At 72.5% G+C, this 23,629-nt stretch carries 22 protein-coding genes; 16 read left to right on the top strand and 6 right to left on the bottom strand.

The features are described from left to right. Positions 1-245: 245 nt before the first annotated feature. The 5 genes from ABT296_RS20335 (at position 246) to ABT296_RS20315 (ending at position 5,387) form a co-directional block, all read left to right on the top strand. Complete coding sequence (locus ABT296_RS20335) at positions 246-1,784, top strand: ATP-dependent DNA ligase (protein ID WP_351929190.1); 1,539 nt, start codon at positions 246-248, stop codon at positions 1,782-1,784. Further along, a complete protein-coding gene (locus tag ABT296_RS20330) occupies positions 1,781-2,242 on the top strand; it encodes an NUDIX hydrolase (protein WP_351929188.1) in 462 nt (153 codons plus the stop codon). Before ABT296_RS20335 ends, ABT296_RS20330 begins: the two co-directional genes overlap by 4 nt. Positions 2,243-2,310: 68 nt before the next feature. Then, positions 2,311-3,705 carry an NADP-dependent succinic semialdehyde dehydrogenase gene (locus tag ABT296_RS20325; RefSeq protein WP_351929186.1) on the top strand — a complete coding sequence of 465 codons (1,395 nt, stop codon included), beginning with the start codon at positions 2,311-2,313 and terminating at the stop codon, positions 3,703-3,705. A gap of 25 nt (positions 3,706-3,730) precedes the next feature. Then, positions 3,731-3,967: a DUF6213 family protein gene (locus ABT296_RS20320; RefSeq protein WP_351929184.1), complete on the top strand. Its 237-nt coding sequence runs from the start codon at positions 3,731-3,733 to the stop codon at positions 3,965-3,967. A 205-nt stretch (positions 3,968-4,172) separates the two neighbouring features. Next, a complete protein-coding gene (locus tag ABT296_RS20315) occupies positions 4,173-5,387 on the top strand; it encodes a cytochrome P450 (RefSeq protein WP_351929182.1) in 1,215 nt (404 codons plus the stop codon). A 73-nt stretch (positions 5,388-5,460) separates the two neighbouring features. Here the strand turns inward: ABT296_RS20315 and ABT296_RS20310 are convergent, their stop codons facing one another. Continuing rightward, positions 5,461-6,690, bottom strand: a complete 1,230-nt coding sequence (locus ABT296_RS20310; protein WP_351929180.1) for an acyl-CoA dehydrogenase family protein — start codon at positions 6,688-6,690, stop codon at positions 5,461-5,463. Between the two features lie 172 nt (positions 6,691-6,862). On the opposite strand from ABT296_RS20310, the gene ABT296_RS20305 reads away from it, so the two are divergent. After that, entirely contained in the window at positions 6,863-7,507 is a 645-nt protein-coding gene (locus tag ABT296_RS20305) for a TetR/AcrR family transcriptional regulator (protein WP_351929178.1), read from the top strand. A 9-nt stretch (positions 7,508-7,516) separates the two neighbouring features. On the opposite strand, the gene def is transcribed toward ABT296_RS20305, so the two are convergent. Further along, positions 7,517-8,062: a peptide deformylase gene (gene def, locus ABT296_RS20300; protein WP_351929176.1), complete on the bottom strand. Its 546-nt coding sequence runs from the start codon at positions 8,060-8,062 to the stop codon at positions 7,517-7,519. Positions 8,063-8,145: 83 nt separating this feature from the next. On the opposite strand from def, the gene ABT296_RS20295 reads away from it, so the two are divergent. The 5 genes from ABT296_RS20295 to ABT296_RS20275 all read left to right on the top strand — a co-directional run bounded on the left by ABT296_RS20295 (position 8,146) and on the right by ABT296_RS20275 (position 12,808). Next, on the top strand, positions 8,146-9,384 hold the full coding sequence (locus tag ABT296_RS20295) for a MurT ligase domain-containing protein (RefSeq protein ID WP_351929174.1): 1,239 nt from the start codon (positions 8,146-8,148) through the stop codon (positions 9,382-9,384). A gap of 24 nt (positions 9,385-9,408) precedes the next feature. Beyond that, positions 9,409-10,137, top strand: a complete 729-nt coding sequence (locus tag ABT296_RS20290; protein ID WP_351929172.1) for a type 1 glutamine amidotransferase — start codon at positions 9,409-9,411, stop codon at positions 10,135-10,137. 213 nt (positions 10,138-10,350) lie between these two features. Beyond that, a complete protein-coding gene (locus tag ABT296_RS20285) occupies positions 10,351-11,376 on the top strand; it encodes a 6-phosphofructokinase (protein WP_351929170.1) in 1,026 nt (341 codons plus the stop codon). A 122-nt stretch (positions 11,377-11,498) separates the two neighbouring features. Further along, a complete protein-coding gene (locus ABT296_RS20280) occupies positions 11,499-12,458 on the top strand; it encodes a cytochrome c oxidase assembly protein (RefSeq protein ID WP_351929169.1) in 960 nt (319 codons plus the stop codon). Between the two features lie 212 nt (positions 12,459-12,670). Then, a complete protein-coding gene (locus ABT296_RS20275; RefSeq protein ID WP_351929243.1) occupies positions 12,671-12,808 on the top strand; it encodes a hypothetical protein in 138 nt (45 codons plus the stop codon). A 3-nt stretch (positions 12,809-12,811) separates the two neighbouring features. On the opposite strand, the gene ABT296_RS20270 is transcribed toward ABT296_RS20275, so the two are convergent. From ABT296_RS20270 to ABT296_RS20255, 4 genes are read right to left on the bottom strand one after another with little or no spacing between them, the layout of a single operon-like run. Further along, a complete protein-coding gene (locus ABT296_RS20270; protein WP_351929167.1) occupies positions 12,812-14,026 on the bottom strand; it encodes a sensor histidine kinase in 1,215 nt (404 codons plus the stop codon). Positions 14,027-14,047: 21 nt separating this feature from the next. Beyond that, positions 14,048-15,757 (bottom strand): sodium/solute symporter, encoded by a 1,710-nt coding sequence (locus ABT296_RS20265; protein WP_351929165.1) that lies wholly within the window; start codon positions 15,755-15,757, stop codon positions 14,048-14,050. 6 nt (positions 15,758-15,763) lie between these two features. Continuing rightward, positions 15,764-16,132: a hypothetical protein gene (locus ABT296_RS20260; RefSeq protein ID WP_351929163.1), complete on the bottom strand. Its 369-nt coding sequence runs from the start codon at positions 16,130-16,132 to the stop codon at positions 15,764-15,766. A gap of 2 nt (positions 16,133-16,134) precedes the next feature. Beyond that, on the bottom strand, positions 16,135-16,884 hold the full coding sequence (locus ABT296_RS20255; protein WP_351929161.1) for a LytR/AlgR family response regulator transcription factor: 750 nt from the start codon (positions 16,882-16,884) through the stop codon (positions 16,135-16,137). A gap of 85 nt (positions 16,885-16,969) precedes the next feature. Here ABT296_RS20255 and ABT296_RS20250 point away from each other — a divergent pair, with 85 nt between their 5' ends. The 5 genes from ABT296_RS20250 to ABT296_RS20230 all read left to right on the top strand — a co-directional run bounded on the left by ABT296_RS20250 (position 16,970) and on the right by ABT296_RS20230 (position 23,499). Further along, positions 16,970-17,482: an Lrp/AsnC family transcriptional regulator gene (locus tag ABT296_RS20250; protein ID WP_351929159.1), complete on the top strand. Its 513-nt coding sequence runs from the start codon at positions 16,970-16,972 to the stop codon at positions 17,480-17,482. A gap of 113 nt (positions 17,483-17,595) precedes the next feature. Continuing rightward, positions 17,596-18,414, top strand: a complete 819-nt coding sequence (gene ddaH, locus ABT296_RS20245) for a dimethylargininase (RefSeq protein ID WP_351929157.1) — start codon at positions 17,596-17,598, stop codon at positions 18,412-18,414. Next, complete coding sequence (gene rocD, locus ABT296_RS20240; protein ID WP_351929155.1) at positions 18,414-19,637, top strand: ornithine--oxo-acid transaminase; 1,224 nt, start codon at positions 18,414-18,416, stop codon at positions 19,635-19,637. The genes ddaH and rocD overlap by 1 nt, the downstream gene beginning before the upstream one ends. A gap of 114 nt (positions 19,638-19,751) precedes the next feature. Then, positions 19,752-22,202 carry a SpoIIE family protein phosphatase gene (locus ABT296_RS20235; protein ID WP_351929153.1) on the top strand — a complete coding sequence of 817 codons (2,451 nt, stop codon included), beginning with the start codon at positions 19,752-19,754 and terminating at the stop codon, positions 22,200-22,202. 67 nt (positions 22,203-22,269) lie between these two features. Beyond that, entirely contained in the window at positions 22,270-23,499 is a 1,230-nt protein-coding gene (locus ABT296_RS20230; protein WP_351929151.1) for a PP2C family protein-serine/threonine phosphatase, read from the top strand. Positions 23,500-23,629 lie beyond the last annotated feature (130 nt).

Here is a 23,629-nt window from a genome sequence, read left to right as displayed (position 1 = left end):
CCCTGACGACCGACCTCACCCACAACCCCCCAGGGGCGCGGGGAACTGCGCGACCAACCCCCACCCACCCGCACCCAAAGACCGACCCGAACGCACCCCCCAAGGGCACGGCCCCCCTGACAACCAACCTCACCACACCCCCCAGGGGCGCGGGGAACTGCGCGACCAACCCCCACCCACCCGCACCCGAAGAACGCCCCAGCCCTCCACATGAACATCAGCGAAGCGCGTTGCACCATGGGTGCATGCTGCTGACCCAGCTCGCCCAGGTCTCCCAGGAGGTCACCGCGACCTCCTCACGGTCCCGCAAGGTCACCCTGCTCGCGGAGCTGTTCCGCGACGCCTCGGCGTCGGACGTACCGATCGTCATCCCGTACCTGGCGGGCCGGTTGCCGCAGGGCCGCCTCGGCGTCGGCTGGAAGGTGCTGGGCCGCCCCGTCACCCCGGCCACCGACCCCACACTCACCGTGGGCGAGGTGGACGCCCGCCTCTCCGCGCTCGCGAAGGTGTCCGGCGCCGGCTCCCAGGCCGAACGAGCACGCCTGGTAAGCGAGTTGATGGGCACCGCCACCGCGGACGAACAACGGTTCCTGTTCGGCCTGATCACCGGCGAGGTACGGCAGGGCGCCCTGGACGCGGTGGCGGTGGAGGGCCTCGCGCAGGCGACCGGCGCCCCGGCGGCGGACGTACGGCGCGCGGTGATGCTGGCCGGCTCGCTGGGGACGGTGGCCGAGGCGCTCCTCGCCGACGGCCCCGCGGCACTGGAGCGGTTCCGGCTCACCGTGGGCCGACCGGTCCTGCCGATGCTGGCCCACAGCGCCTCCTCGGTGTCCGAGGCGGTCGACAAGCTCGGCACCTGCGCGGTGGAGGAGAAGCTCGACGGCATCCGCGTCCAGCTCCACCGCAACGGCGACACGGTACGGATCTACACCCGCACCCTCGACGACATCACCGACCGGCTCCCCGAACTCACCTCCACTGCAATGAAGTTGAGGGGAGAGCGCTTCATCCTGGACGGCGAGGTCATCGCCTTCGACGAGGAGGGACGCCCCCGCTCCTTCCAGGAGACCGCCGGCCGCGTCGGCAAGCGGGTGGACGTGGCGACGGCGGCGCGCACCGTACCGGTCTCCCCCGTCTTCTTCGACGTGCTCTCCGTCGACGACCGCGACCTCCTCGACCTGCCCCTCGCCGACCGGCACACGGAGCTGGCCCGTCTGGTCCCGGAGCCGATGCGGGTCCGGCGCACCCTGGTGACGGGACCCCAGGACGCCGGGAGTGCCGAGGAGTTCCTCGCCCGGACCCTGGACCGCGGCCACGAGGGCGTGGTGGTGAAGGCGCTGGACGCGCCCTACAGTGCCGGCCGGCGCGGCGCGGCCTGGCTGAAGGTCAAGCCGGTGCACACCCTCGACCTGGTCGTCCTGGCCGCCGAGTGGGGCCACGGGCGGCGCGCCGGGAAGCTCTCCAACCTCCACCTCGGCGCCCGCACCGCCGACGGCTCGTTCGCGATGCTGGGCAAGACCTTCAAGGGCCTCACGGACGCGACGCTGGCCTGGCAGACTCGGCGCCTGCGGGAGCTGGCGGTCGAGGAGGACGGCCACATGGTGACCGTACGGCCCGAACTCGTCGTCGAGATCGCCTACGACGGCCTGCAGCGGTCCACTCGCTATCCGGCCGGCGTCACCCTGCGGTTCGCGCGGGTGGTCCGCTACCGGGAGGACAAGCGCCCCGAGGAGGCGGACACCGTGGAGACCCTGCTCGCGGCCCATCCCGGGGTGCGGCCGTGAAGTACAGCGCGGGCCTGCTGCTGTTCCGGCGTGCGCCGGAAGGCGTGGAGGTGCTGCTGGGCCATATGGGTGGCCCCTTCTGGGCCGGGCGCGAGACGGGCGCGTGGGGCGTGCCGAAGGGCGAGTACGAACCGGAGTCGGAGACGGCCTGGGACGCGGCCCGGCGCGAGTTCCAGGAGGAGCTGGGCCTGCCGCCGCCCGACGGCGAGGCCGTGCCGCTCGGCGAGGTCCGCCAGTCGAACGGCAAGCTGGTCACCGTGTGGGCGATCGAGGCGGACCTGGACCCGGGCACGGTCACCCCGGGCACCTTCCGGATGGAGTGGCCGCCGAAGTCGGGGCGGACGGAGGAGTTCCCCGAGCTGGACCGGGTGGCCTGGTTCGGCCTGGACCGGGCGCACGAGGTGATCGTGTCGGCGCAGGGGGCGTTTCTGGACCGGCTGGCGGAGCACTCGGGCTGAGCCCCGCGTTGCGGGCGCGGTCGCCGCGCGGGAAGGTCGAAGCACATCTGCTCCCCGGGAGGACGGTCATGCCCATCGCAACGGTGAACCCGGCGAACGGCGAGACACTCAAGACGTACGAGGCCATGGGCGCCGAGGAGATCGAGCGCCGCCTCCAGCTCGCCGAGGCCACGTTCCGGACGTACCGGACCACGGCGTTCGCCGAGCGGGCCCGGCTGCTGAACCGGGCCGCCGACCTCCTGGACGAGGACCGGGAGGACATCGCCCGGGTGATGACCACCGAGATGGGCAAGCCGGTCCGGCAGGCCCGCGCCGAGGCCGCCAAGTGCGCCAAGGCGATGCGCTGGTACGCCGAGCACGCCGAGGAGCTGCTCGCGGACGAGGAGCCCGCCGCCGACGACGTGCGGGACTCCGGCGCCTCGCGGGTGCTGGTGCGCTACCGGCCGCTCGGCCCGGTGCTCGCGGTGATGCCGTGGAACTTCCCGCTGTGGCAGGTGGTGCGGTTCATGGCACCCGCCCTGATGGCCGGCAACGTGGGCCTGCTCAAGCACGCCTCCAACGTGCCGCAGACCGCGCTGTACCTGGAGGACCTGTGCCACAGGGCCGGCTTCCCCGAGGGCGCCTTCCAGACGCTGCTGATCGGTTCAGGACCGGTCGCGGACATCCTGCGCGACGAACGCGTCCGCGCGGCGACGCTCACGGGCAGTGAGCCGGCGGGCCGGGCCGTCGCCTCGATCTGCGGCGACATGGTGAAGAAGACGGTGCTGGAGCTGGGCGGCAGCGACCCGTACGTGGTCATGCCCTCCGCCGACGTCGACCGGGCCGCCGAGATCGCGGTCACCGCCCGGGTGCAGAACAACGGGCAGTCCTGCATCGCCGCCAAGCGGTTCATCGTGCACACGGACGTCTACGACGCCTTCGCCGAGCGGTTCGTGGCGGGCATGAAGGCGCTGAAGGTCGGCGACCCGATGGAGGAGGAGACCGAGGTGGGTCCGCTCGCCACCGAGCAGGGGCGGACCGACGTGGAGGAGCTGGTCGACGACGCGGTGCGCGGCGGCGCGGCCGTGCTGTGCGGCGGTCACCGGCTGCGCCGGCCGGAGCTGCCCGGCTGGTACTTCCCGCCGACCGTGCTCGCCGACGTCACCCGGGAGATGCGCATCCACCGCGAGGAGGCGTTCGGGCCGGTCGCCACGCTGTACCGGGCGGGTGACCTGGACGAGGCGGTGCTGATCGCCAACGACTCACCGTTCGGGCTCAGTTCGAACGTGTGGACGCGGGACGAGGCCGAGGCCGACCGGTTCGTTCGCGATCTGGACGCGGGCGGTGTGTTCGTGAACGGGATGACGGCGTCCCATCCGGCGTTCCCGTTCGGCGGGGCCAAGCGCTCGGGGTACGGGCGTGAGCTGTCCGGGCACGGAATCCGCGAGTTCTGCAACATCACCACGGTTTGGCACGGGGCGTGACCGTCACGCGGCTACCATCCCGTTTGTGAACCGCGAAGTGACTCTGCCTCTGATCGTCGACGACCGCGGGACCCTGCAGGTGGCTGCCGCCGATGTGAGCAAGTTGTTGCGCACCGTGGGCGCGCGGTGGCTGCACCTCGTCGAGGCCGGGGAACAGGGGCTCGACGAGGACACGGTGGCCGCGCTGACGATCGAACTCGCCAAGCTGGCCGACCGCATCGACGTCGCGTGCATCGCGCACAGCAGCGGCGGCACCTCGTAGCCGTCCCCTCCTCGCCGGACCTTCCCCGGGGCAGGTCCCGGCCCGTCGCCTCCCGTACGGAGTAGCTCCGCGCGAGATCACCGCCGCCCGGGGCGAGGGTGGACTAAACCACTCGTCGAGGCGGCGGGCACCGTGTTCGCCGTGGTGCCGGCCCGCCGGCCCCGACATCGGTTGACTGCTGGCGGCGCGAGGACGATGAGGCGGCATGACCGAAGAGACACTGACCGAGATCCTCCCCCCGGTCCGGCACTGGCCGATGCTCCGTCTGACCGGCGTCGCCTTCGACCCGTTGCTGACCGAGCTGATGCGGGAGGGCCCCGTCACCCGCGTCCAACTGCCCGACGGTGAGGGCTGGGCGTGGCTGGTCACCCGGTACGAGGACGTACGGATGGTGGCCGACGACCCCCGGTTCAGCCGGGCGGCGGTCAGGGACCGCCCGGTCACCCGGCTCGCCGCGCACTCCGTACCGGCCCGCGGCGCGGTCGGCTTCCTCGATCCGCCGGACCACACCCGGCTGCGCCGGTCGGTGGCGCCCGCGTTCACCTCCGAGGGCGTGGAGCGCCTCCGCGACCGGGCCCGCGGCATGCTGGAGGAACTGGTCGACGAACTCCTCCAGGACGGCCCGCCGGCGGACCTGACGGCGACGGTGCTCACCCCGTTCCCCACCGCGGTGATCTGCGAGCTGATGGGGGCACCGGCGGCCGACCACCACGTCCTGCACACCTGGAGCCGGCTGATCCTGTCCTCCGCGCACGGCGCCGACGTCGGCGCGAAGGCCCGCGCCGAGATGGGCGCCTACTTCGCCGCGCTCATTCGCCGCCGGGACGGCTCCGGCGGCGAGGACGTGTGCTCTCTGCTGGGCGCCGCCGTGGGCCGCGGCGAGGTGACGGTGGAGGAGGCCGTGGGCCTCGCGGTGCTGCTCCAGACCGGCGGCGAGGCGGTCACCCACAACAGCGGCCAGCTCTTCTACATCCTGCTGACCCGCCCGGACCTGGCGGGCCGGCTGCGGGCCGAGCCGGAGATCCGCCCGCAGGCCGTCGACGAGCTGCTCCGCTACATCCCGCACCGCAACGCGGTCGGCCTGTCCCGGATCGCGACGCAGGACGTGGGAGTGCGCGGAGTACGTATCCGCGCCGGGGACGCCGTCTACGTGTCCTACCTCGCCGCCAACCGGGACCCGGACGTCTTCCCGTACCCGGAGACGATCGACTTCTCCCGCACTCCCAACCCGCATGTCTCCTTCGGCTCCGGCCCACACCGCTGCCCCGCCGAGATGCTGACGCGACTGGTGTCCCAACTGCTGGTGGACACCCTTCTGGAGCGACTCCCCGGCCTCCGCCTCGCCGTGGACGCGGAAAAGGTCCCGTTCAGAAGGGGCACACCGACCCGCGGCCCCGAAACCCTGCCGGTGACGTGGTGAGCACCGGCAACCGTTCCCACCCAGGGGCGCGGGGAGCTGCGCGACCAGCCCCCACGCACCCGCGGCCCGCGTACTACCGAATGGACATCCCCGACAGCGTCCGAGCGATGACGAGCCGCTGGATCTCGCTCGTCCCCTCGAAGATCGTGTAGATCGCCGCGTCCCGATGCATCCGCTCCACCGGATACTCCCGCGTGTACCCGTTCCCGCCGAGGATCTGGATCGCCTGCCCGGTGACCTTCTTCGCGGTCTCGCTGGCGAACAGCTTCGACATCGAGCCCTCGGCCGCCGTGAACGGCTTGCCGTTGATGGCCATCCAGGACGCCCGCCACACCAGCAGCCGCGCCGCGTCGATGGACGTACGCATGTCGGCGAGCTGGAAGGCGACACCCTGGTTGTCAATGATGGGCCGGCCGAACTGCTCACGCGTCGTGGCGTACTCCAGCGCCACCTCGTACGCGGCCCGGGCGGTGCCCACGGCCATCGCGCCGACCGCCGGGCGGGACGCCTCGAACGTGGCCATGGCCGCGTTCTTCACCCGCTCGCCGCCGCCGGCCCTCGCCCGCTCGCGGGCCCGGGCCAGGCGCTCGTCCAGCTTCTCCTTGCCGCCGAGGAGACAGGAGCCGGGCACCCGTACGTTCTCCAGGACGACCTCGGCGGTGTGCGAGGCGCGGATGCCGTGCTTCTTGAACTTCTGGCCCTGGGACAGGCCTGGTGTGTTCGGCGGCACGATGAAGGAGGCGTGGCCCTTGGAGCCGAGTTCGGCGTCGACGACCGCGACGACGACGTGGACGTTGGCGATGCCGCCGTTGGTCGCCCAGGTCTTGGTGCCGTTGAGGACCCACTCGTCCTTGGCCTCGTCGTACACGGCGCGGGTGCGCATGGAGGCCACGTCGGAGCCGGCGTCGGGCTCGGAGGAGCAGAACGCGGCGACCTTGACATCGTTGGCGTCGCCGTACATCTGGGGGATCCAGGTGCCGATCTGCTCCTCGGTGCCGTTGGCGAGGACGCCCACGGCGGCGAGGCCGGTGCCGACGATGGACAGCGCGATGCCCGCGTCGCCCCAGAACAGTTCCTCCATGGCCATGGGGATGCCGAGACCGGTTGCGTCGAAGTACTGCTGGGCGTAGAAGTCCAGGGAGTAGATACCGACCTTCGCGGCCTCCTGGATGACCGGCCAGGGAGTCTCCTCACGCTCGTCCCATTCGGCGGCCGCGGGGCGGATGACGTCGGCGGCGAAACCGTGCAGCCAGTCGCGGACCTCCTTCTGTTCGTCGTTGAGCTCCATGGTGAACTCGGCCATGACTCCTCCAGCGGCGGCACACGTGCATGTTACTTGCGGTAACCAAAGTCTGTTACCGGTCGGTAGGGAATGTCAACTCCTGATGACCGGTCGGCAGCCCGTTCGATGTCGGCGTGGCGTTGAGTGTTAGTTTGCGCAGGCGTCACCGAAACAGCACGGGTGGGGAGAGCACATGGACACCACACAGCGGACCGAGCAGCAGAGGTCCGCGGACCGCCGCCGACGCGAGCTGCTGGAGGCCGCCGACCGGGTGGTGCTGCGCGACGGCCCGCAGGCCTCGATGAACGCGATCGCGGCGGAGGCCGGGATCACCAAGCCCATCCTCTACCGGCACTTCGGGGACAAGGGCGGGCTCTACGCGGCCCTCGCCACGCGCCACACGGACGCACTGCTGGACTCCCTGCGGGCCGCGCTCGACGCCCCGGCGGAGCGGCGCGAGCGGGTCGAGGCCACGCTCGACACCTACCTCACGGCGATCGAGCTGCGGCCGCAGGTGTACCGGTTCCTGATGCACCCCGCGGAGGGCGGCCAGAGCGGTGACCAGGGCTTCGACGTCGGCAAGCACTCCGCTCCCCTGCTGCGGCGGATGGGCGAGGAGCTGGCCCAGGTCATCGAGGAGCGGCTGGACCTGGGACCGGGCAGCCAGCAACTGGCCCGGGTCTGGGGCCACGGGATCGTCGGGATGATGCACGCGGCCGGAGACTGGTGGCTGGGCGAACGGCCCTGTTCCCGGGCGGAGTTGGTCCGCAGCCTCGCGGATCTGCTGTGGGGCCGGCTCGCCGCCGCGGGCGACAAGGTCGGCGGCCCGGGGTTCTGAGCGCCGACGTCACCCCGGCCGGTGCCAGGACGCCCTGCCCACCTGGCGCATCAGCCGCCGGTGGCGCCAACCCTCCACCCGGTCCGCGTACACCGTCCCCTCCACATGGTCACACTCATGCTGCAAGCACCTCGCGAAGAAGCCCGTCCCGTGCACCGTCACCGGCTCCCCCGTCACCGTGAACCCCTCGACCACGGCGTGGTCGTAACGTTCCGTCCCGGCCTCCAGACCGGGCAGGGACAGACAGCCCTCGGGGCCGCGCACCACCACCCCGTCGGCCGTCACCAGACGCGGGTTCACCACATGCCCCAGATGCCGTACGTCCTCGTCGTCCGGACAGTCGAAGACGAACACCCTGAGCGGCTCGCCGACTTGGGTGGCGGCCAGACCCACCCCCTGCGCCGCGTACATCGTCGCGAACATGTCCTCGACGAGCGTCGCCAGTTCGGGCCCGAAGTCGGTGACGTCCCGCGCGGGGGTGTGCAGCACGGGGTCCCCGAACAGGGTGAGAGGCCGGACTCGCCCACGGGTGCCCGGAATGGAGCCATGTCGCATGGCGCCAAGGTTACGGCGGGTTCGGGAGTGCGAATGTATCTCGATAGGCTGACCACCTACTACGTTCGGAGGATCGAGGACTGATGGCAGGCAACTCGGACCCGCTCACTCCGCGGGCCAAGATCGCCGTGACCGCGGGCAAGGCGGTCGCGGCGGCATCGCGCGCGGCGGGGCGCGGCAGCGGATCGGTGATCGGCGGCCGGGTGGCGCTGAAGCTCGACCCCGACCTCCTCGCACGGCTGGCGCAGAACCTGGACGTCGTCCTGGTGTCGGCGACCAACGGCAAGACCACGACGACCCGGCTGATCGCCGAGGCGCTGCGCGCCGCCGGACCGGTCGTCTCCAACGCGCTCGGCGCCAACATGCCCGCCGGGATCACCTCGGCGCTGGCCGGTGGCTCCGAGGCGCGGTACGGCGTGATCGAGGTCGACGAGAAGTACCTCGCCGGCGTCGCCCGGGACACCGACCCCAAGTGCATCGCGCTGCTCAACCTCTCCCGCGACCAGCTCGACCGCGCCGCGGAGACCCGCATGCTCGCCGAGAACTGGCGCGAGGGGCTCGCGGGGTCCAAGGCCGTGATCGTGGCCAACGCCGACGATCCCCTGGTGGTGTGGGCCGCGTCCTCCTCCGCCAACGTGATCTGGGTCGCCGCCGGGCAGATGTGGAAGGACGACGCCTGGTCCTGCCCGTCCTGCGGCGGTGTGATGCAGCGGCCGGGCGACGACTGGTTCTGCGGCGAGTGCGGCTTCCGCCGGCCGACGCCGAGCTGGGCCCTGTCCGGCGACCACGTGCTCGACCCGCACGGCTCCGCCTGGCCCATCCACCTCCAGCTGCCGGGCCGCGCCAACAAGGCCAACGCCGCCTCCTCGGCCGCCGTCGCCGCCGTGTTCGGGGTGCCGCCGCAGGTGGCCCTGGAGCGCATGTACCAGGTGCAGGCCGTGGCCGGCCGCTACGACGTCGTCCAGTTCCAGGAGCGCGACCTCAGGCTGCTGCTCGCGAAGAACCCGGCGGGCTGGCTCGAGACGTTCTCCCTGATCGACCCGCCGCCCACCCCGGTGATCCTCTCGGTGAACGCGCGCGGCGCCGACGGCACCGACACCTCCTGGCTGTGGGACGTCGACTACACGCGTCTGACCGGGCACCCGATCTGCGTCATCGGTGACCGCAAGCTGGACCTCGCGGTGCGTCTGGAGGTCGCGAACCAGCAGTTCCAGGTCTGCGAGAACCTCGACCAGGCGGTGCAGCTGTGCCCGCCCGGCCGGATCGAGGTCATCGCCAACTACACCGCCTTCCAGGACCTGCGCCGCCGCGTCGGCAACTGACGTACCCGTAAGGACAGTGACTTCATGAGCGACAACCAACTGCGGATCGTCTGGATCTACCCGGACCTGCTGAGCACCTACGGCGACCAGGGCAACGTCCTCGTCGTGGAGCGCCGGGCCCGGCAGCGCGGCCTGGACGTGGCGCGGCTCGACGTACGCAGCGACCAGCCGATCCCCACCTCCGGCGACATCTACCTGATCGGCGGCGGCGAGGACCGCCCGCAGCGGCTCGCGGCGGAGCGGCTGCGCCGGGACGGCGGTCTGCACCGGGCCGTGGGCAACGGCGCGATCGTCTTCTCGGTCTGCGCCGGCTACCAGATCCTCGGCCACGAGTTCATCAACGACCTCGGCCAGCGCGAGCCCGGCCTCGGCCTGCTGGACGTGGTCTCGGTGCGCGGCGAGGGCGAGCGGTGCGTCGGTGACGTGCTCGCCGACATCGACGCGCGGCTCGGTCTGCCCCCGCTGACCGGCTTCGAGAACCACCAGGGCGTCACCCACCTCGGCCCCACCGCCCGCCCCTTCGCCCAGGTCCGCCTCGGCAACGGCAACGGAACCGGCGACGGCACCGAGGGCGCGTACAACGACACCGTGTTCGGTACGTACATGCACGGGCCGGTGCTCGCCCGCAACCCGCTCATCGCCGACCTGCTGCTGAAGCTGGCGCTGGACGTGAACGCCCTGCCGCCGACCGACGACCGCTGGTACGAGGCGCTGCGCAACGAGCGGATCGCTTCGGCCCAGCAGCCCGCCTGACCTGCGGTTCCAGGGGTAATGAAGCGGCCTTCCAGCGCGCGGTGCGACCGTGTTCACCGGGCCCGCCTGACAGCACGTCCGCTCACATGTGCGGGCGCGTCCAGCAGGCGGACGCCCGGTACGGTACGACCCCCTCGCGCCGGTAGGGTGGCCGGGATCAAGCCGGACAGCGCGGTCCGGTCCCCGGCCCACGTTGAGAAGGTATTTCGGGCTATGCGCATTGGTGTCCTCACGTCCGGCGGCGACTGCCCCGGCCTGAACGCCGTCATCCGGTCCGTCGTGCACCGTGCCGTCGTCGACCACGGCGACGAGGTCATCGGTTTCCGGGACGGCTGGAAAGGCCTCCTGGAGTGCGACTACCTCAAGCTCGACCTCGACGCGGTGGGCGGCATCCTCGCCCGCGGCGGCACCATCCTCGGCTCCTCCCGGGTCCAGCCCTCGCATCTGCGGGACGGCGTGGCACGGGCCAAGGGGCATGTGGAGGAACTCGGGCTCGACGCGATCATCCCGATCGGCGGCGAGGGCACGCTGAAGGCGGCCCGGCTGCTGTCGGACGGCGGCCTGCCGATCGTCGGCGTGCCGAAGACCATCGACAACGACATCGCCGTCACCGACGTCACCTTCGGCTTCGACACGGCCGTCGGGGTCGCCACCGAGGCGCTCGACCGGCTCAAGACGACCGCCGAGTCCCACCAGCGGGTGCTGGTCGTGGAGGTCATGGGCCGGCACACCGGCTGGATCGCGCTGCACTCCGGCATGGCGGCCGGCGCGCACGCCATCGTGGTCCCCGAGCGCCCCTTCGACATCGAGGAGCTGGCCCGCAAGGTCGGCGAGCGGTTCGAGGCGGGCAAGCGGTTCGCGATCGTGGTGGCCGCCGAGGGCGCCAAGCCCGCGCCGGGCTCCATGGAGTTCGACGAGGGCGGCAAGGACGTCTACGGCCACGAGCGCTTCGCGGGCATCGCGCGCCAGCTCTCCATCGAGCTGGAGCACCGGCTCGGCAAGGAGGCCCGGCCGGTGATCCTCGGGCATGTGCAGCGCGGCGGCACGCCGACCGCGTACGACCGGGTCCTCGCCACGCGCTTCGGGTGGCACGCGGTGGAGGCCGTGCACCGCGGCGAGTTCGGCATGATGACGGCGCTGCGTGGCACGGACATCGTCATGGTGTCGCTGGCCGAGGCCGTCGAGACGCTGAAGACGGTCCCGGAGGACCGGTACGCCGAAGCGGAGTGCGTCCTGTAGCTCCACCCGGCCGCCGTCGCCGGCCGAGCTCGATCCCGCCCCCGGTCACGAGGCTGACCGGGGGCCGTTCTAATGTGGGGCCGGACAGACTTGCACAACCCCCACGAAACAGGAGCCGGCGGATGGATCACAGCGGGCACGGGACGATGGTGGATCTGCCGCCGTTCACGCTGGGCCGGGGGCTCCAGTGGTCGCCCGACCCCTTCTTCCTGGTCGCCTGTCTCCTCGGGCTCGGCCTGTACGTGTGGGGCGTGGTGCGGCTGCGGCGGCGCGGGGACTCCTGGCCGGTGGCGCGCACGGTCTCCTTCGTCGCCGGTGTGCTGACCATCGCGCTGATGATGTGCACCGGGCTGAACGACTACGGCATGGTCATGTTCAGCGTGCACATGGTGCAGCACATGGTGATCAGCATGCTGTCGCCGATCCTGCTCCTGCTCGGCGCGCCGATGACGCTGGCGCTGCGGGCGCTGCCGGTGGCGGGCCGGGGCCGCAAGGGGCCGCGCGAGCTGCTGCTGGCGCTGCTGCACAGCCGCTACATGCGGATCGTCACGCATCCGGCCTTCACGATCCCGCTGTTCATCGCGAGCCTGTACGCGCTGTACTTCACCCCGCTGTTCGACTTCCTGATGGGCTCGAGCGTCGGGCATGTGGCGATGATGGTGCACTTCCTCGCCGTGGGCGTGGTGTTCTTCTGGCCGATCATCGGCGTGGACCCGGGGCCGCACCGGCCCGGGTACCTGATGCGGATGCTGGAGCTGTTCGCGGGCATGCCGTTCCACGCGTTCTTCGGGATCGCGCTGATGATGGCGTCGGCCCCGATGGTGAAGTCGTTCGAGAACCCGCCGGCCTCGCTGGGCATCGACGCGCTCGCCGACCAGAACGCGGCCGGCGGTATCGCCTGGGCGTTCAGCGAGATCCCGTCCGTGCTGGTGCTGATCGCGCTGCTGTTCCAGTGGTACGGCTCCGAGCAGCGGCAGGCCAAGCGCAAGGACCGGGCCGCAGACCGGGACGGCGACAAGGAGCTGGAGGCGTACAACGCCTATCTGGCGTCCCTGAACGCCAACGGCGGCCGCTCGGTCTGAGCGGGCTCGCACTCCGCACGCCTGAACGTTTGTTCGACTTTTGGGGCCCTTCCCCTGCCCTGCGGGGCCCGCGGACCGGCCGGAGCCCGCGAAATCGGGCCCACGTTTCGCCGTCGGCACCGTACGGAGGCAGAACCGGGGCACCATGGAGGGAGACGGACCATGAGGAGGGTGTTGCGATGCCCGGTTCTACGGACGGATCCACTCGGACGATGGGGGTGCTCACCGTCGGCGGACTCGTCGCGGTGACCGCCTACACGGTGGCGCTCGGCAGTAACGGCTGGCTGTGGTTCGGCTGGGTCGTGCTCGGACTGATCACCTTCGCCATGGTGGTCACCCGGGGCTCGTGACGCTCAGGCGCCGGTGAGCCGGCGCGCGGAGTGGACGCCCGGCTGGTACTTCGGCAGCCGGGCGGTCACCTTCATCCCCGCTCCCACGGCGGTCTCGATGACGAGGCCGTGGTCGTCCCCGTAGACCTGCCGGAGCCGGTCGTCGACGTTGGACAGGCCGATGCCGCCGGACGGGCTGACCTCACCGGCGAGGATGCGGCGCAGCAGGACGGGGTCCATTCCGGCGCCGTCGTCCTCGATGACGACGAGGGCCTCGGCGCCGGCGTCCTGCGCCGTGATGCTGATCCGGCAGGTGCCGGTGGACGCGGCCCTGCCCTCCAGGCCGTGCTTGACCGCGTTCTCGACGAGCGGTTGCAGGCAGAGGAAGGGCAGCGCGACCGGGAGCACCTCGGGGGCTATCTGCAGGGTGACGGCGAGGCGGTCCCCGAAGCGGGCCCGGACCAGCGCCAGGTACTGGTCGATGGCGTGCAGTTCGTCGGCGAGGGTGGTGAAGTCGCCGTGCCTGCGGAACGAGTAGCGGGTGAAGTCGGCGAACTCCAGGAGCAGCTCGCGGGCGCGCTCGGGGTCGGTGCGGACGAACGAGGCGATCACGGCGAGCGAGTTGAAGATGAAATGCGGCGATATCTGCGCCCGCAGCGCCTTGATCTCGGCCTCGATCAACCGGGTGCGGGACTGGTCGAGGTCGGCCAGCTCCAGCTGGACGGAGACCCAGCGGGCGACCTCGCCGGCGGCCCGGACCAGCACCGCGGACTCGCGCGGGGCGCAGGCGACGAGCGTGCCGTGGACGCGGTCGTCGACGGTCAGCGGGGCGACGACCGCCCAGCGCAGCGGGCACTCGGGGGTGTCGCAGGTCAGCGGGAACGCCTCGCCGCGGCCGGAGTCCAGCGGTCCCGGCAGGCGTTCCATGATCTCGGCGCGGTGGTGGGCGCCCACTCCGTCCCAGGCCAGCACCCCCTTGCGGTCGGTCAGGCACAGGGCGTCGGTGCCGAGCAGGGAGCGCAGCCGGCGGGCCGAGCGGCGGGCGGTCTCCTCCGTCAGCCCGGCCCGCAGCGGGGGCGCGGCGAGGGCCGCGGTGTGCAGGGTCTCGAAGGTGGCGTGTTCGACGGGGGTGCCGAGTCCGCCCTGGCTCTCGGGGCGCGCGGTGCGGCGCCCCAGCCAGAAGCCCGCCGCCAGCAGCGGCAGCACGGCCACGCACAGTCCGGCGATGAATCCGCTCACGCCCTCACCTCTCCCCCGCCTTCACGCCTTCACCTGCGCCAGTTCCTCCGGGAGGTGGAACCGTGCCAGGATCGCCGCCGTCCCGGCCGGCACCCGGCCCGGGGTGGCCAGCGACACCAGGATCATCGTCAGGAAGCCCAGCGGCACCGACCAGAGCGCCGGCCAGGCCAGCAGGGCGTGCAGCGCGCCCGCGCCGGGGTAGCCGGCCATGGTCGCGGCGACCGCGAGCAGCGCGGAGCCGCCGCCCACCAGCATCCCCGCCGCGGCCCCCTGCGGGGTGAGCCGGCGCCACCAGATCCCCAGCACCAGCAGCGGGCAGAACGAGGACGCGGACACCGCGAAGGCGAGCCCCACCGCGTCGGCGACCGGCAGTCCGCCCACCAGGACGCTGGCCGCGAGCGGCACGGCCATCGCGATCAGCGTGCCGAGCCGGAAGTGCCGTACGCCCCGGGAGGGCAGGACGTCCTGGGTGAGGACGCCGGCTACGGCCATGGTCAGTCCGGAGGCGGTGGACAGGAACGCGGCGAAGGCTCCCCCGGCCACCAGCGCGCCCAGCAGGTCGCCGCCCAGGCCGCCGATCATGCGTTCGGGCAGCAGCAGGACGGCGGCGTCGGCGTGCCCGGTGAGGGTGAGTTCGGGCGCGTACAGGCGGCCGAGGGCGCCGTAGACCGGGGGGAGCAGGTAGAAGACGCCGATCAGGCCGAGGACGGCGACGGTGGTGCGGCGGGCGGCGACGCCGTGCGGGCTGGTGTAGAAGCGGACGACGACATGGGGCAGGCCCATGGTGCCGAGGAAGGTGGCGAGGATCAGCCCGTACGTGGCGTACAGCGGGCGTTCGCCGCGGCTCTCGGCCTGGGACGGGGACAGGCCGCCGTCGCCGAGGCGGGCGGGGTCGGGCACGGCGGCGCCCGGGGTGAAGGTCAGCCGGGTGCCGGCCTCGATGCGGTGGGTGCCGGCGGGGAGGCTCAGGCGTTCCTCCTCGTGGTCGCGGCCGTCGACGGTGCCGGTGACGGTGACCGTCAGGGGGTGCTCCAGTCGCAGGTCGAGGCGGTCGTCGACGCGGACGGCACGCTGCTCGCGGAAGGTGGCGGGCTCGTCGAAGGCGTGGTGCGGGGCGCCGTCGCGCTGCCAGGCGAGGACCAGGAACAGGGCCGGCACCAGCAGCGCGGTCAGCTTCAGCCAGTACTGGAACGCCTGGACGAAGGTGATGCTGCGCATGCCGCCCGCGGCGACGATGGCGACCACCACGACCGCCACGATCACCGCGCCGAGCGAGTCGGGCGCCCCGGTGAGCACGGTCAGCGTCAGTCCGGCGCCCTGGAGCTGGGGCAGCAGATAGAGCCAGCCGACGCCGACGACGAAGGCCCCGGCCAAGCGTCGAACCGCCTGGGAGGCGAGCCGGGCCTCGGCGAAGTCGGGGAGCGTGTAGGCGCCGGAGCGGCGCAGCGGGGCGGCCACGAAGAGGAGCAGGACGAGGTATCCGGCGGTGTAGCCGACCGGGTACCAGAGCATGTCGGGGCCCTGGACGAGGACGAGGCCGGCGATGCCGAGGAAGGAGGCGGCGGAGAGGTACTCGCCGCTGATGGCGGCGGCGTTCAGCCGCGGGCCGACGGTGCGGGAGGCGACGTAGAAGTCGGAGGTGGTGCGGGAGATGCGCAGGCCGAAGGCGCCGACGAAGACGGTGGCCAGGACGACGAGGGCGACGGCGGGGACGGCGTAGTTCTCGTTCACGGCCCCTCAGCGGTCCTGGTCCTCGACGAGGCGGACGAAGTCGCGCTCGTTGCGCTCGGCGCGCCGCACGTACCAGCGGGCGAGCACCACGAGCGGGGCGTACAGGCAGAAGCCGAGGACGGTCCACTCCAGGCGGTCGGAGTCGGGGATGGTGGCGAACAGCAGGGGCAGCGGCAGGATCAGCAGGCCGAGCACGGCCGCCACGGCGAGCGCGGCGCGCAGTTGGGAGCGCATCAGGGAGCGGACGTAGGTGTGGCCGAGGGTGGTCTGCTCGTCGATCTCGGTGCGCGGACGGTAGTAGCCGGAGGCGGGCCGGGTGCGGCGGGGCGGGCCGGTGACGACGACGCGGCGCTCGGCGGGGTCCTGGTGGGGCACCGTCAGGTTCTCCTCATCAGCAGGTCCCGCAGTTCGCGTGCGTGGCGCCTGCTGACCTGGAGCTCCTCGGCGCCGACGACGACGCTCACCGTGCCCGCGTCCAGGCGGAGTTCGCCGATGTGGCGCAGGGCGACGAGGTGGCGGCGGTGGATGCGGACGAAGCCGCGGGTGCGCCAGCGCTCCTCCAGGGTGGACAGGGGTATGCGGACGAGATGGCTGCCCCGGTCGGTGTGCAGCCGGGCGTAGTCGCCCTGCGCCTCGACATGGGTGATGTCCTCGACGGGCACGAAGCGGGTCACGCCGCCGAGTTCCACGGGTATCTGGTCGGGGTCGGGTTCGTGCACGGGGATGCGGGGGCCGGTGTCGACGAGTTCGGCGGCCCGGCGGACGGCCTCGGCGAGCCGCTCCTTGCGGACGGGTTTGAGGACGTAGTCGACGGCCTTGAGGTCGAAGGCCTGCACGGCGAAGTCCTCGTGCGCGGTGACGAACACGACCAGCGGCGGCTTGGCGAACCCGGTGAGCAGCCGGGCCAGGTCGAGGCCGTCGAGGCCGGGCATGTTGATGTCGAGGAAGACCACGTCGACCGCCTCGGGCCCGCCGGGCCCCGACTCCAGCGCGCGGTTGATGCGGCGCAGCGCCTCGGTGGCGTCCCCGGCTCCCTGCGCGCTGCCGATGCGCGGATCGGCGTTGAGGAGGTACAGCAGTTCCTCCAGCGAGGGGCGTTCGTCGTCGACAGCCAGGGCGCGCAGCATGAACGTGGAGTGTAGGAGCAATCCGTACGCCTGCACACGGGCCGGGCCCGGGGCCCGGGGGGTGTGTGCTGGATAGGGTGCCGCCATGAACAGCAGGCCCGCGCCGTTCGACGAGCTCGACCGGAAGATCATCACCGCTCTGATGGCGAACGCCAGGACGAGTTTCGCCGAGATCGGCGCGTGCGTGGGGCTGTCCTCCACGGCCGTGAAGCGGCGGGTGGACCGGCTGCGCGAGACCGGGGTGATCACCGGGTTCACGGCGACCGTGCAGCCGTCGGCGCTGGGCTGGCGGACCGAGGCGTACGTGGAGGTGTACTGCGAGGGCGCGGCGCCGCCGCGGCGGCTGGCGGAGGTGGTCCGCAACCATCCGGAGATCACCGCGGCGATGACGGTGACGGGCGGCGCGGACGCGCTGCTGCATGTGCGGGCGCGGGATGTGGAGCACTTCGAGGAGGTGCTGGAGCGCATTCGTACCGAGCCGTTCATCCGGAAGACGATCAGCGTGATGGTGCTGTCCCACCTCCTCCCGGAAAGTCCGGAAGCCGGAGCGAGCCAGCCCGCCCCGGAAGACGCAACAGACCTGCACCGAGAGGCGTGAGCACGCAGCATTCCTGCGTCAACACGCAGCTCTTGTTCCTTGTCGGGCGTATCGGTCACTTCCTACCTTGGTGTCAACCCTGTCCACACCGCAGGAAGCGGAGGAACCCCTCTGTGTCCGAAAGCCGTGTGCCGCGCCGGCGGCGCTTCCTCGTCTGCGAACCCAGACACTTCGCCGTGCAGTACGCGATCAACCCCTGGATGCATCCCGACATCCGGGTCGACGTCGACCTCGCCCAGGAGCAGTGGCGGTCGCTGGTCCACACCTACCGGGTGCACGGTCACACCGTCGACACGGTGGAACCGGTCCCCGGGCTGCCCGACATGGTCTTCGCCGCCAACAGCGCGGTCGTCGTGGACGGCCGGGTCTTCGGCTCGCTCTTCCACGCCCCCGAGCGCCGCCCCGAGTCCCTGCACTACGACACCTGGTTCAAGGCGTCCGGCTACGACGTCCACCGCCCGGAGTCGGTGTGCGAGGGCGAGGGCGACCTGGTCCCGACGGGCCGGTACGTCCTGGCCGGCACCGGGTTCCGCACCACCCGGGAGGCCCATCACGAGGTGCAGGAGTTCTTCGGCGTCCCGGTGATCGGCCTGACCCTGGTGGACCCGTACTTCTACCACCTGGACACCGCGCTGTTCGTGCTCGGCGAGGGTGCGGCGGAGAACATCGCCTACTACCCGGACGCCTTCTCGCCGGGCAGCCGCGAGGTGCTGCGCCGCCTGTACCCGGACGCGGTGGAGGCCACCCGCGAGGACGCGATGGCCTTCGGCCTCAACTCCGTCTGCGACGGCCTGCACGTCTTCATGTCACCGGACGCGACCGCGCTCGCCGGCCGGCTGGCCGACCGCGGCTACGTCCCCGTCCCCGTCGACCTGTCCGAGCTGCGCAAGGCCGGCGGCGGCGTCAAGTGCTGCACCCAGGAGATCCGCTGATGACCGCACCCGCGCAAACCCGTTCGTCCGCCGACCTGATCCGTGCCGAGGAGCCCGTCCTCGCGCACAACTACCACCCCCTGCCGGTCGTCGTCGCGCGCGCCGAGGGCACCTGGGTCGAGGACGTGGAGGGCCGCCGCTACCTCGACATGCTGGCCGGCTACTCGGCGCTGAACTTCGGCCACCGCCACCCCGGTCTGGTCGAGGCCGCCCACCACCAGCTGGACCGCCTCACCCTCACCTCCCGCGCCTTCCACAACGACCGGCTCGCCGAGTTCGCCGAACGGCTCGCCGCCCTGACCGGCCTGGACATGGTGCTGCCCATGAACACCGGCGCCGAGGCGGTGGAGAGCGCCGTCAAGGTGGCCCGCAAGTGGGCGTACGAGGTCAAGGGCGTCCCCGCCGACCGGGCCACGATCGTGGTCGCCGCGGACAACTTCCACGGCCGTACGACGACCATCGTCAGCTTCTCCACCGACGAGTCCGCCCGCGGCGGCTTCGGACCCTTCACCCCGGGCTTCCGGGTCGTGCCGTACAACGACCTGGCCGCGCTGGAGGAGGCCGTCGACGAGACGACGGCGGCCGTGCTCATCGAGCCGATCCAGGGCGAGGCGGGCGTGGTCATCCCCGACGACGGCTATCTGGCCGGGGTGCGGGAGCTGACCCGGCGCACGGGCTGCCTGTTCGTCGCGGACGAGATCCAGTCGGGGCTCGGCCGCACCGGGCGCACGCTGGCCGTGGAGCACGAGTCGGTCGTCCCGGACCTGCTGCTGCTCGGCAAGGCGCTGGGCGGCGGGATCGTGCCGGTCTCCGCCGTCGTGGGGCGGCGGGAGGTGCTCGGGGTCCTCCGGCCGGGTGAACACGGTTCGACCTTCGGCGGCAACCCGCTGGCCGCAGCCGTCGGCACGGCCGTGGTGGAGCTGCTGGAGACCGGTGAGTTCCAGCGCCGGGCCGCCGAGTTGGGCGTCGGGCTGCGGGACGGCCTGGCCCGACTGGTCGGCCGGGGCGTCGTCGGCTTCCGCGCCCGCGGCCTGTGGGCGGGCGTCGACATCGACCCGGCCGTGGGCACCGGACGGGAGATCAGCGAGCGGCTGATGGCGGAAGGCGTGCTGGTCAAGGACACCCACGGGTCCACCGTCCGGCTGGCCCCGCCGCTGACGATCACCGCCGAGGAGCTGGCGGGCGCGCTGGGCGCGCTGGAGAAGGTGCTGGCCCGGGGCTGAGGCCGCGCGGTGGCCGACTCGGCGCCGCGCTGCCAGGGTGAACACTGGGATCAGAGGTGGTAGACCACTGACACAGACCATCCTCAGCGACTCTCAGCGACGAAGAGGTCGGCCGTGGGCACACACCAGGAGCAGACCGGCGAGCGGCATCGGTTCGATGTGGCCGATGCCGTACCGGTGCTGCTCGACGCCCAGGGGCTGGTGACCTGCTGGACCGGCCAGGCCCAGCGGCTGCTGGAGCACCGGGCGGCCGAGGTGGTGGGCCTGCCGGCGGCCGGGCTGCTGATGCCCGAGGACGCGGCCCGCGTGCCCGAACTGGCCGAACGCTGTCGCCGCCACGGCGGCTGGGCGGGGCTGCTGACCGCCCGGCACGCCGACGGGCGGCCCGTGCGGGTGATGGTGCGGGTCGTCGCCGCGCCCGAGCCCGACGGGCCGGCGCGCTGGCTGGCACTGCTGTCGGAGATGGAGCGGGCACCCGGCTGGGACATGAGCCGCACGGTGCTGGAGCAGATGGTCAACCGGTCGCCGGTCGGCATAGCGATCGTCGACACCGATCTGCGGTTCGTGTGGTCCAACGCGGCCCTGGAGGAGTTCGGCGGCGGAGAGCCCTTCGAACGGCTCGGGCAGCGCCTCGCGGACATCCAGCCCGGCCTGGACGCCTCGGCCGCCGAGGAGCAGATGCGGCGGGTGCTGGAGACCGGGGAGCCGGTCATCGGGTACGAGCACCTCGGCCGTGTGCGCTCGGCACCGCACCGGGAGACCGCGCACATGATGTCGTTCACCCGGCTGGAGGACGCCCGGGGCAGGGCGATGGGCGTGTACTACACGGTCGTCGACGTCAGTGACCGGCACCGGGCCCGCCGACGGCTGGCCCTGCTGGACCGGGCGGGCCGGCACATCGGGCGCACCCTGGACGTCGTACAGACCGCGCAGGAGCTGGCGGACGTGGCGGTGCCGGGCTTCGCCGACCTGGTCGGGGTGGATCTGCTGGGCTCGGTGCTGCACGGCGCGGAGCCCTCGCCGGGCCCGCCGGCCGACGCGGCGACGGTGGAGCTGCGCCGGGCCGGACACCGCTCGGAGAACGAGGACGAGGCGGTCGGCATCGGGGCGACGGCCGCCTACCCGGCCGGGTCGCCGCCGATCCGCGCGCTGACCGACGGCCGGTCCTGGCGCGCCGAGCGGCTCGACCCGCTCGCCCGGGAGTGGGCCACCGACGTGCTGGGCCGCGAGGCCACGCTCCGGGAGCTGGGGCTGCACAGCGCGATGATCGTGCCGGTCCGGGCGCGGGGCGTCACCCTGGGCATCACGACCTTCTTCCGGCGCAGCCGCAAGGAACCCTTCGACGAGGACGACCTGCGGCTCGCCGAGGACCTGGTCTCCCGGGCCGCGGTCTGCGTGGACAACGCCCGCCGCTACACCCGCGAGCGGGACGCGGCGCTGGTGCTCCAGCGCAGCCTCCTGCCGCACCGGCTGTCCGAGCAGGACGCGGTGGAGGTCGCCGCCTGCTACCGGCCCGCCGACGAACTGACGGGCCTGGGCGGCGACTGGTACGACGTGGTGCCGCTGTCCGGGGCCCGGGTGGCGCTGGTGGTGGGCGAGGTGCCCGGGCACGGCATCGACGCCGCCGCCTCCATGGGCCGGCTGCGCACCGCCGTACGGACGCTGGCCGCGTTGGACCTGCGGCCCGAGGAGGTCCTCGCCCACCTCGACGACCTGGTGGGACGCTCGGCCCGGGACGAGGGCGGACCGGACTACGTCACGGGTGCCGAGGGCGCCGGCAGCATGCAGGCGGTGGGCGCCGGGTGCGTGTACGCGGTGTACGACCCGGTCGACGGGCAGTGCACCATGGCCGCGGCCGGGCATCCCGCCCCGGCCGTGGTGCTGCCCGACGGCGAGGCGACCTTCGTGCAGCTGCCGCAGGGTCCGCCGCTCGGGGTGGGCGGTCCGCCCTTCGAGTCGGTGGAGCTGGTGCTGGCCGAGGGCAGCGTCCTCGCCCTGTACACCGACGGCCTGCTGGCCCGCGGGGACGCCGGCGCCGACGACCCCCACCGGCTGCGTCCGGCGCTGGAGCGGCGGGCCCCCTCGCTCGCGCTGCACTCCCGGGCCGTCGTCGACGCGCTGGTGCCGACCCGGCCGGACGACGACGTGGTCCTGCTGATGGCCCGCACCCGGCTGCTCGGGGCGGACCAGGTGGCGGACTGGGACCTGCCGAGCGACCCCGCGGTGGTCGCCGACGCCCGTAAGAACGCCTCCCGGCAGCTGACCGAGTGGGGTCTGGAGCATCTGGCCTTCACCACCGAACTCGTCGTCAGCGAACTGGTCACCAACGCCATCCGGTACGCGTCCGGACCGATCCGGCTGCGGCTGATCAGGGAGCGCTCGCTGATCTGCGAGGTCCTCGACGGCGGTGCCTCCGCACCGCATCTGCGCCACCCCCGGGTCACCGACGAGGGCGGGCGGGGGCTGCTGCTGGTGTCCCAGTTCAGCCAGCGGTGGGGCACCCGCTTCGCACCCGAGGGAAAGATCATCTGGGCCGAGCAGTCGCTCACGGACCCGATGGAGTGAGCGGCTGGACCAGCGCTGTGCGGACGCGGGGCAGGACCGGGAAGGTCCCGGTGGTGAGGCAGGAGCCATGAACGACACGGAGATCGACTACGCGGCGGTCTTCCAGGCCCTGCCCGGCATGGTGGCCCTGCTGACCCCCGGCCTGGTCTACGCGGACGTCAACGAGGAGTTCCTGCACATGACCGGCCGCCGCCGCGAGGACCTGGTCGGCCGGTACCTGTTCGACGTCTTCCCCGACAACCCCAACGACCCCTCGGCGACCGGCATGCGCAATCTGGCCGCCTCCCTCAAGCGCGTGCTGGCCACCGGCGAGCGGGACGTGATGGCCCTGCAGCGCTACGACGTGCAGTCCGTGGAGCGGCCGGGCCACTGGGAGGAGCGGTACTGGAGCCCGGTCAACGCCCCGGTCCTCGGCCCCGACGGGAAGGTCGTGCTGCTGGTCCACCGGGTCGAGGAGGTCACGGCGCTGATCCGGGCCCGGGGCGGCCCCTCCGGCAGCCGCGACCGGGTCCTGGAGGCGGAGCTGTACACCAGGTCCCGGGAACTGCAGGAGCTCAACGACCGGCTGCGCCAGGCCCACGCCCGTGAGCGGGAGGTCGCGCTGGCCCTCCAGGAGGCGATGCTGCCCGCCCGCCGCGAGGTCCGCCACCAGGCCGTGGCGGTGCGCTACCGGCCGGCGGTCGGCGCGCTGAACGTGTGCGGCGACTGGTACGACATGGTGGACCTGGTGGGCGGCGACCGGCTCGCGGTGTCCGTCGGGGACGTGGTCGGTCACGGCCTCGGGGCCGCCTGTGTCATGGGCCAGCTGCGCAGCGCGCTCACCGCCGCCTCGCGGGTCGCGGCCGGACCCGCCCAGGCCCTGGACGCCCTCGGCCGGTACGCGCACGTCGTCGTGGGCGCGGAATCGGCCACCGCCGTCACCACGTTCATCGACTTCGACCGCCGCACCATCGCCTACAGCAGCGCGGGCCATCTGCCGCCGGTGCTGCTGCACGCCGACGGCCGGGTGGAGTTCCTCGACCGGGCCACCGACCCGCCGCTGGACGCCCGCCCCGACCCGATGCCCAGACCCGAGGCCGAGACCGGGTTCGACGAGGGCGCCACCCTGGTGCTGTACACCGACGGCCTGGTCGAGCGAAGACGGGAGGACATCCACGACAGCCTGGCCCGGCTCGCCGACTCCCTGGTCCACCACCGCCGTCTGGACCCCGAGTCCCTCGCCGACGCGGTCCTGACGGACCTGCTCCCGCAGGGCGGTGCCACCGACGACACCGCACTGGTGGTGGTGCGTCTCTGACGGAGTGTGAGGACCCGGTCGGGATCGTCGAAAGGTCTGCGCCACTCCCCCCGGGCCCGGTTCCGGCCACCCCTGCCTGCCCCTACACTGGCACCCCCACAACACCCCGGTTGACCTGCCGGAACACGGC

This window comes from Streptomyces sp. NPDC000983, assembly GCF_040299205.1.
GTDB lineage: Bacteria > Actinomycetota > Actinomycetes > Streptomycetales > Streptomycetaceae > Streptomyces.
This window is presented reverse-complemented; position numbering and strand designations above follow the sequence as displayed.

What these genes read in the sequence shown, in the direction of transcription:
- ABT296_RS20280 (WP_351929169.1), top strand. Translation starts at nt 11,499, where the DNA reads ATGGATCACAGCGGGCACGGGACGATGGTGGATCTGCCGCCGTTCACG.
- ABT296_RS20275 (WP_351929243.1), top strand. Translation starts at nt 12,671, where the DNA reads ATGGGGGTGCTCACCGTCGGCGGACTCGTCGCGGTGACCGCCTACACG.
- rocD (WP_351929155.1), top strand. Translation starts at nt 18,414, where the DNA reads ATGACCGCACCCGCGCAAACCCGTTCGTCCGCCGACCTGATCCGTGCC.
- ABT296_RS20230 (WP_351929151.1), top strand. Translation starts at nt 22,270, where the DNA reads ATGAACGACACGGAGATCGACTACGCGGCGGTCTTCCAGGCCCTGCCC.
- ABT296_RS20305 (WP_351929178.1), top strand. Translation starts at nt 6,863, where the DNA reads ATGGACACCACACAGCGGACCGAGCAGCAGAGGTCCGCGGACCGCCGC.
- ABT296_RS20255 (WP_351929161.1), bottom strand. Translation starts at nt 16,884, where the DNA reads ATGCTGCGCGCCCTGGCTGTCGACGACGAACGCCCCTCGCTGGAGGAA.
- ABT296_RS20335 (WP_351929190.1), top strand. Translation starts at nt 246, where the DNA reads ATGCTGCTGACCCAGCTCGCCCAGGTCTCCCAGGAGGTCACCGCGACC.
- ABT296_RS20295 (WP_351929174.1), top strand. Translation starts at nt 8,146, where the DNA reads ATGGCAGGCAACTCGGACCCGCTCACTCCGCGGGCCAAGATCGCCGTG.
- ABT296_RS20315 (WP_351929182.1), top strand. Translation starts at nt 4,173, where the DNA reads ATGACCGAAGAGACACTGACCGAGATCCTCCCCCCGGTCCGGCACTGG.
- ABT296_RS20285 (WP_351929170.1), top strand. Translation starts at nt 10,351, where the DNA reads ATGCGCATTGGTGTCCTCACGTCCGGCGGCGACTGCCCCGGCCTGAAC.
- ABT296_RS20325 (WP_351929186.1), top strand. Translation starts at nt 2,311, where the DNA reads ATGCCCATCGCAACGGTGAACCCGGCGAACGGCGAGACACTCAAGACG.
- ABT296_RS20290 (WP_351929172.1), top strand. Translation starts at nt 9,409, where the DNA reads ATGAGCGACAACCAACTGCGGATCGTCTGGATCTACCCGGACCTGCTG.
- ABT296_RS20310 (WP_351929180.1), bottom strand. Translation starts at nt 6,690, where the DNA reads ATGGCCGAGTTCACCATGGAGCTCAACGACGAACAGAAGGAGGTCCGC.
- ABT296_RS20250 (WP_351929159.1), top strand. Translation starts at nt 16,970, where the DNA reads ATGAACAGCAGGCCCGCGCCGTTCGACGAGCTCGACCGGAAGATCATC.
- def (WP_351929176.1), bottom strand. Translation starts at nt 8,062, where the DNA reads ATGCGACATGGCTCCATTCCGGGCACCCGTGGGCGAGTCCGGCCTCTC.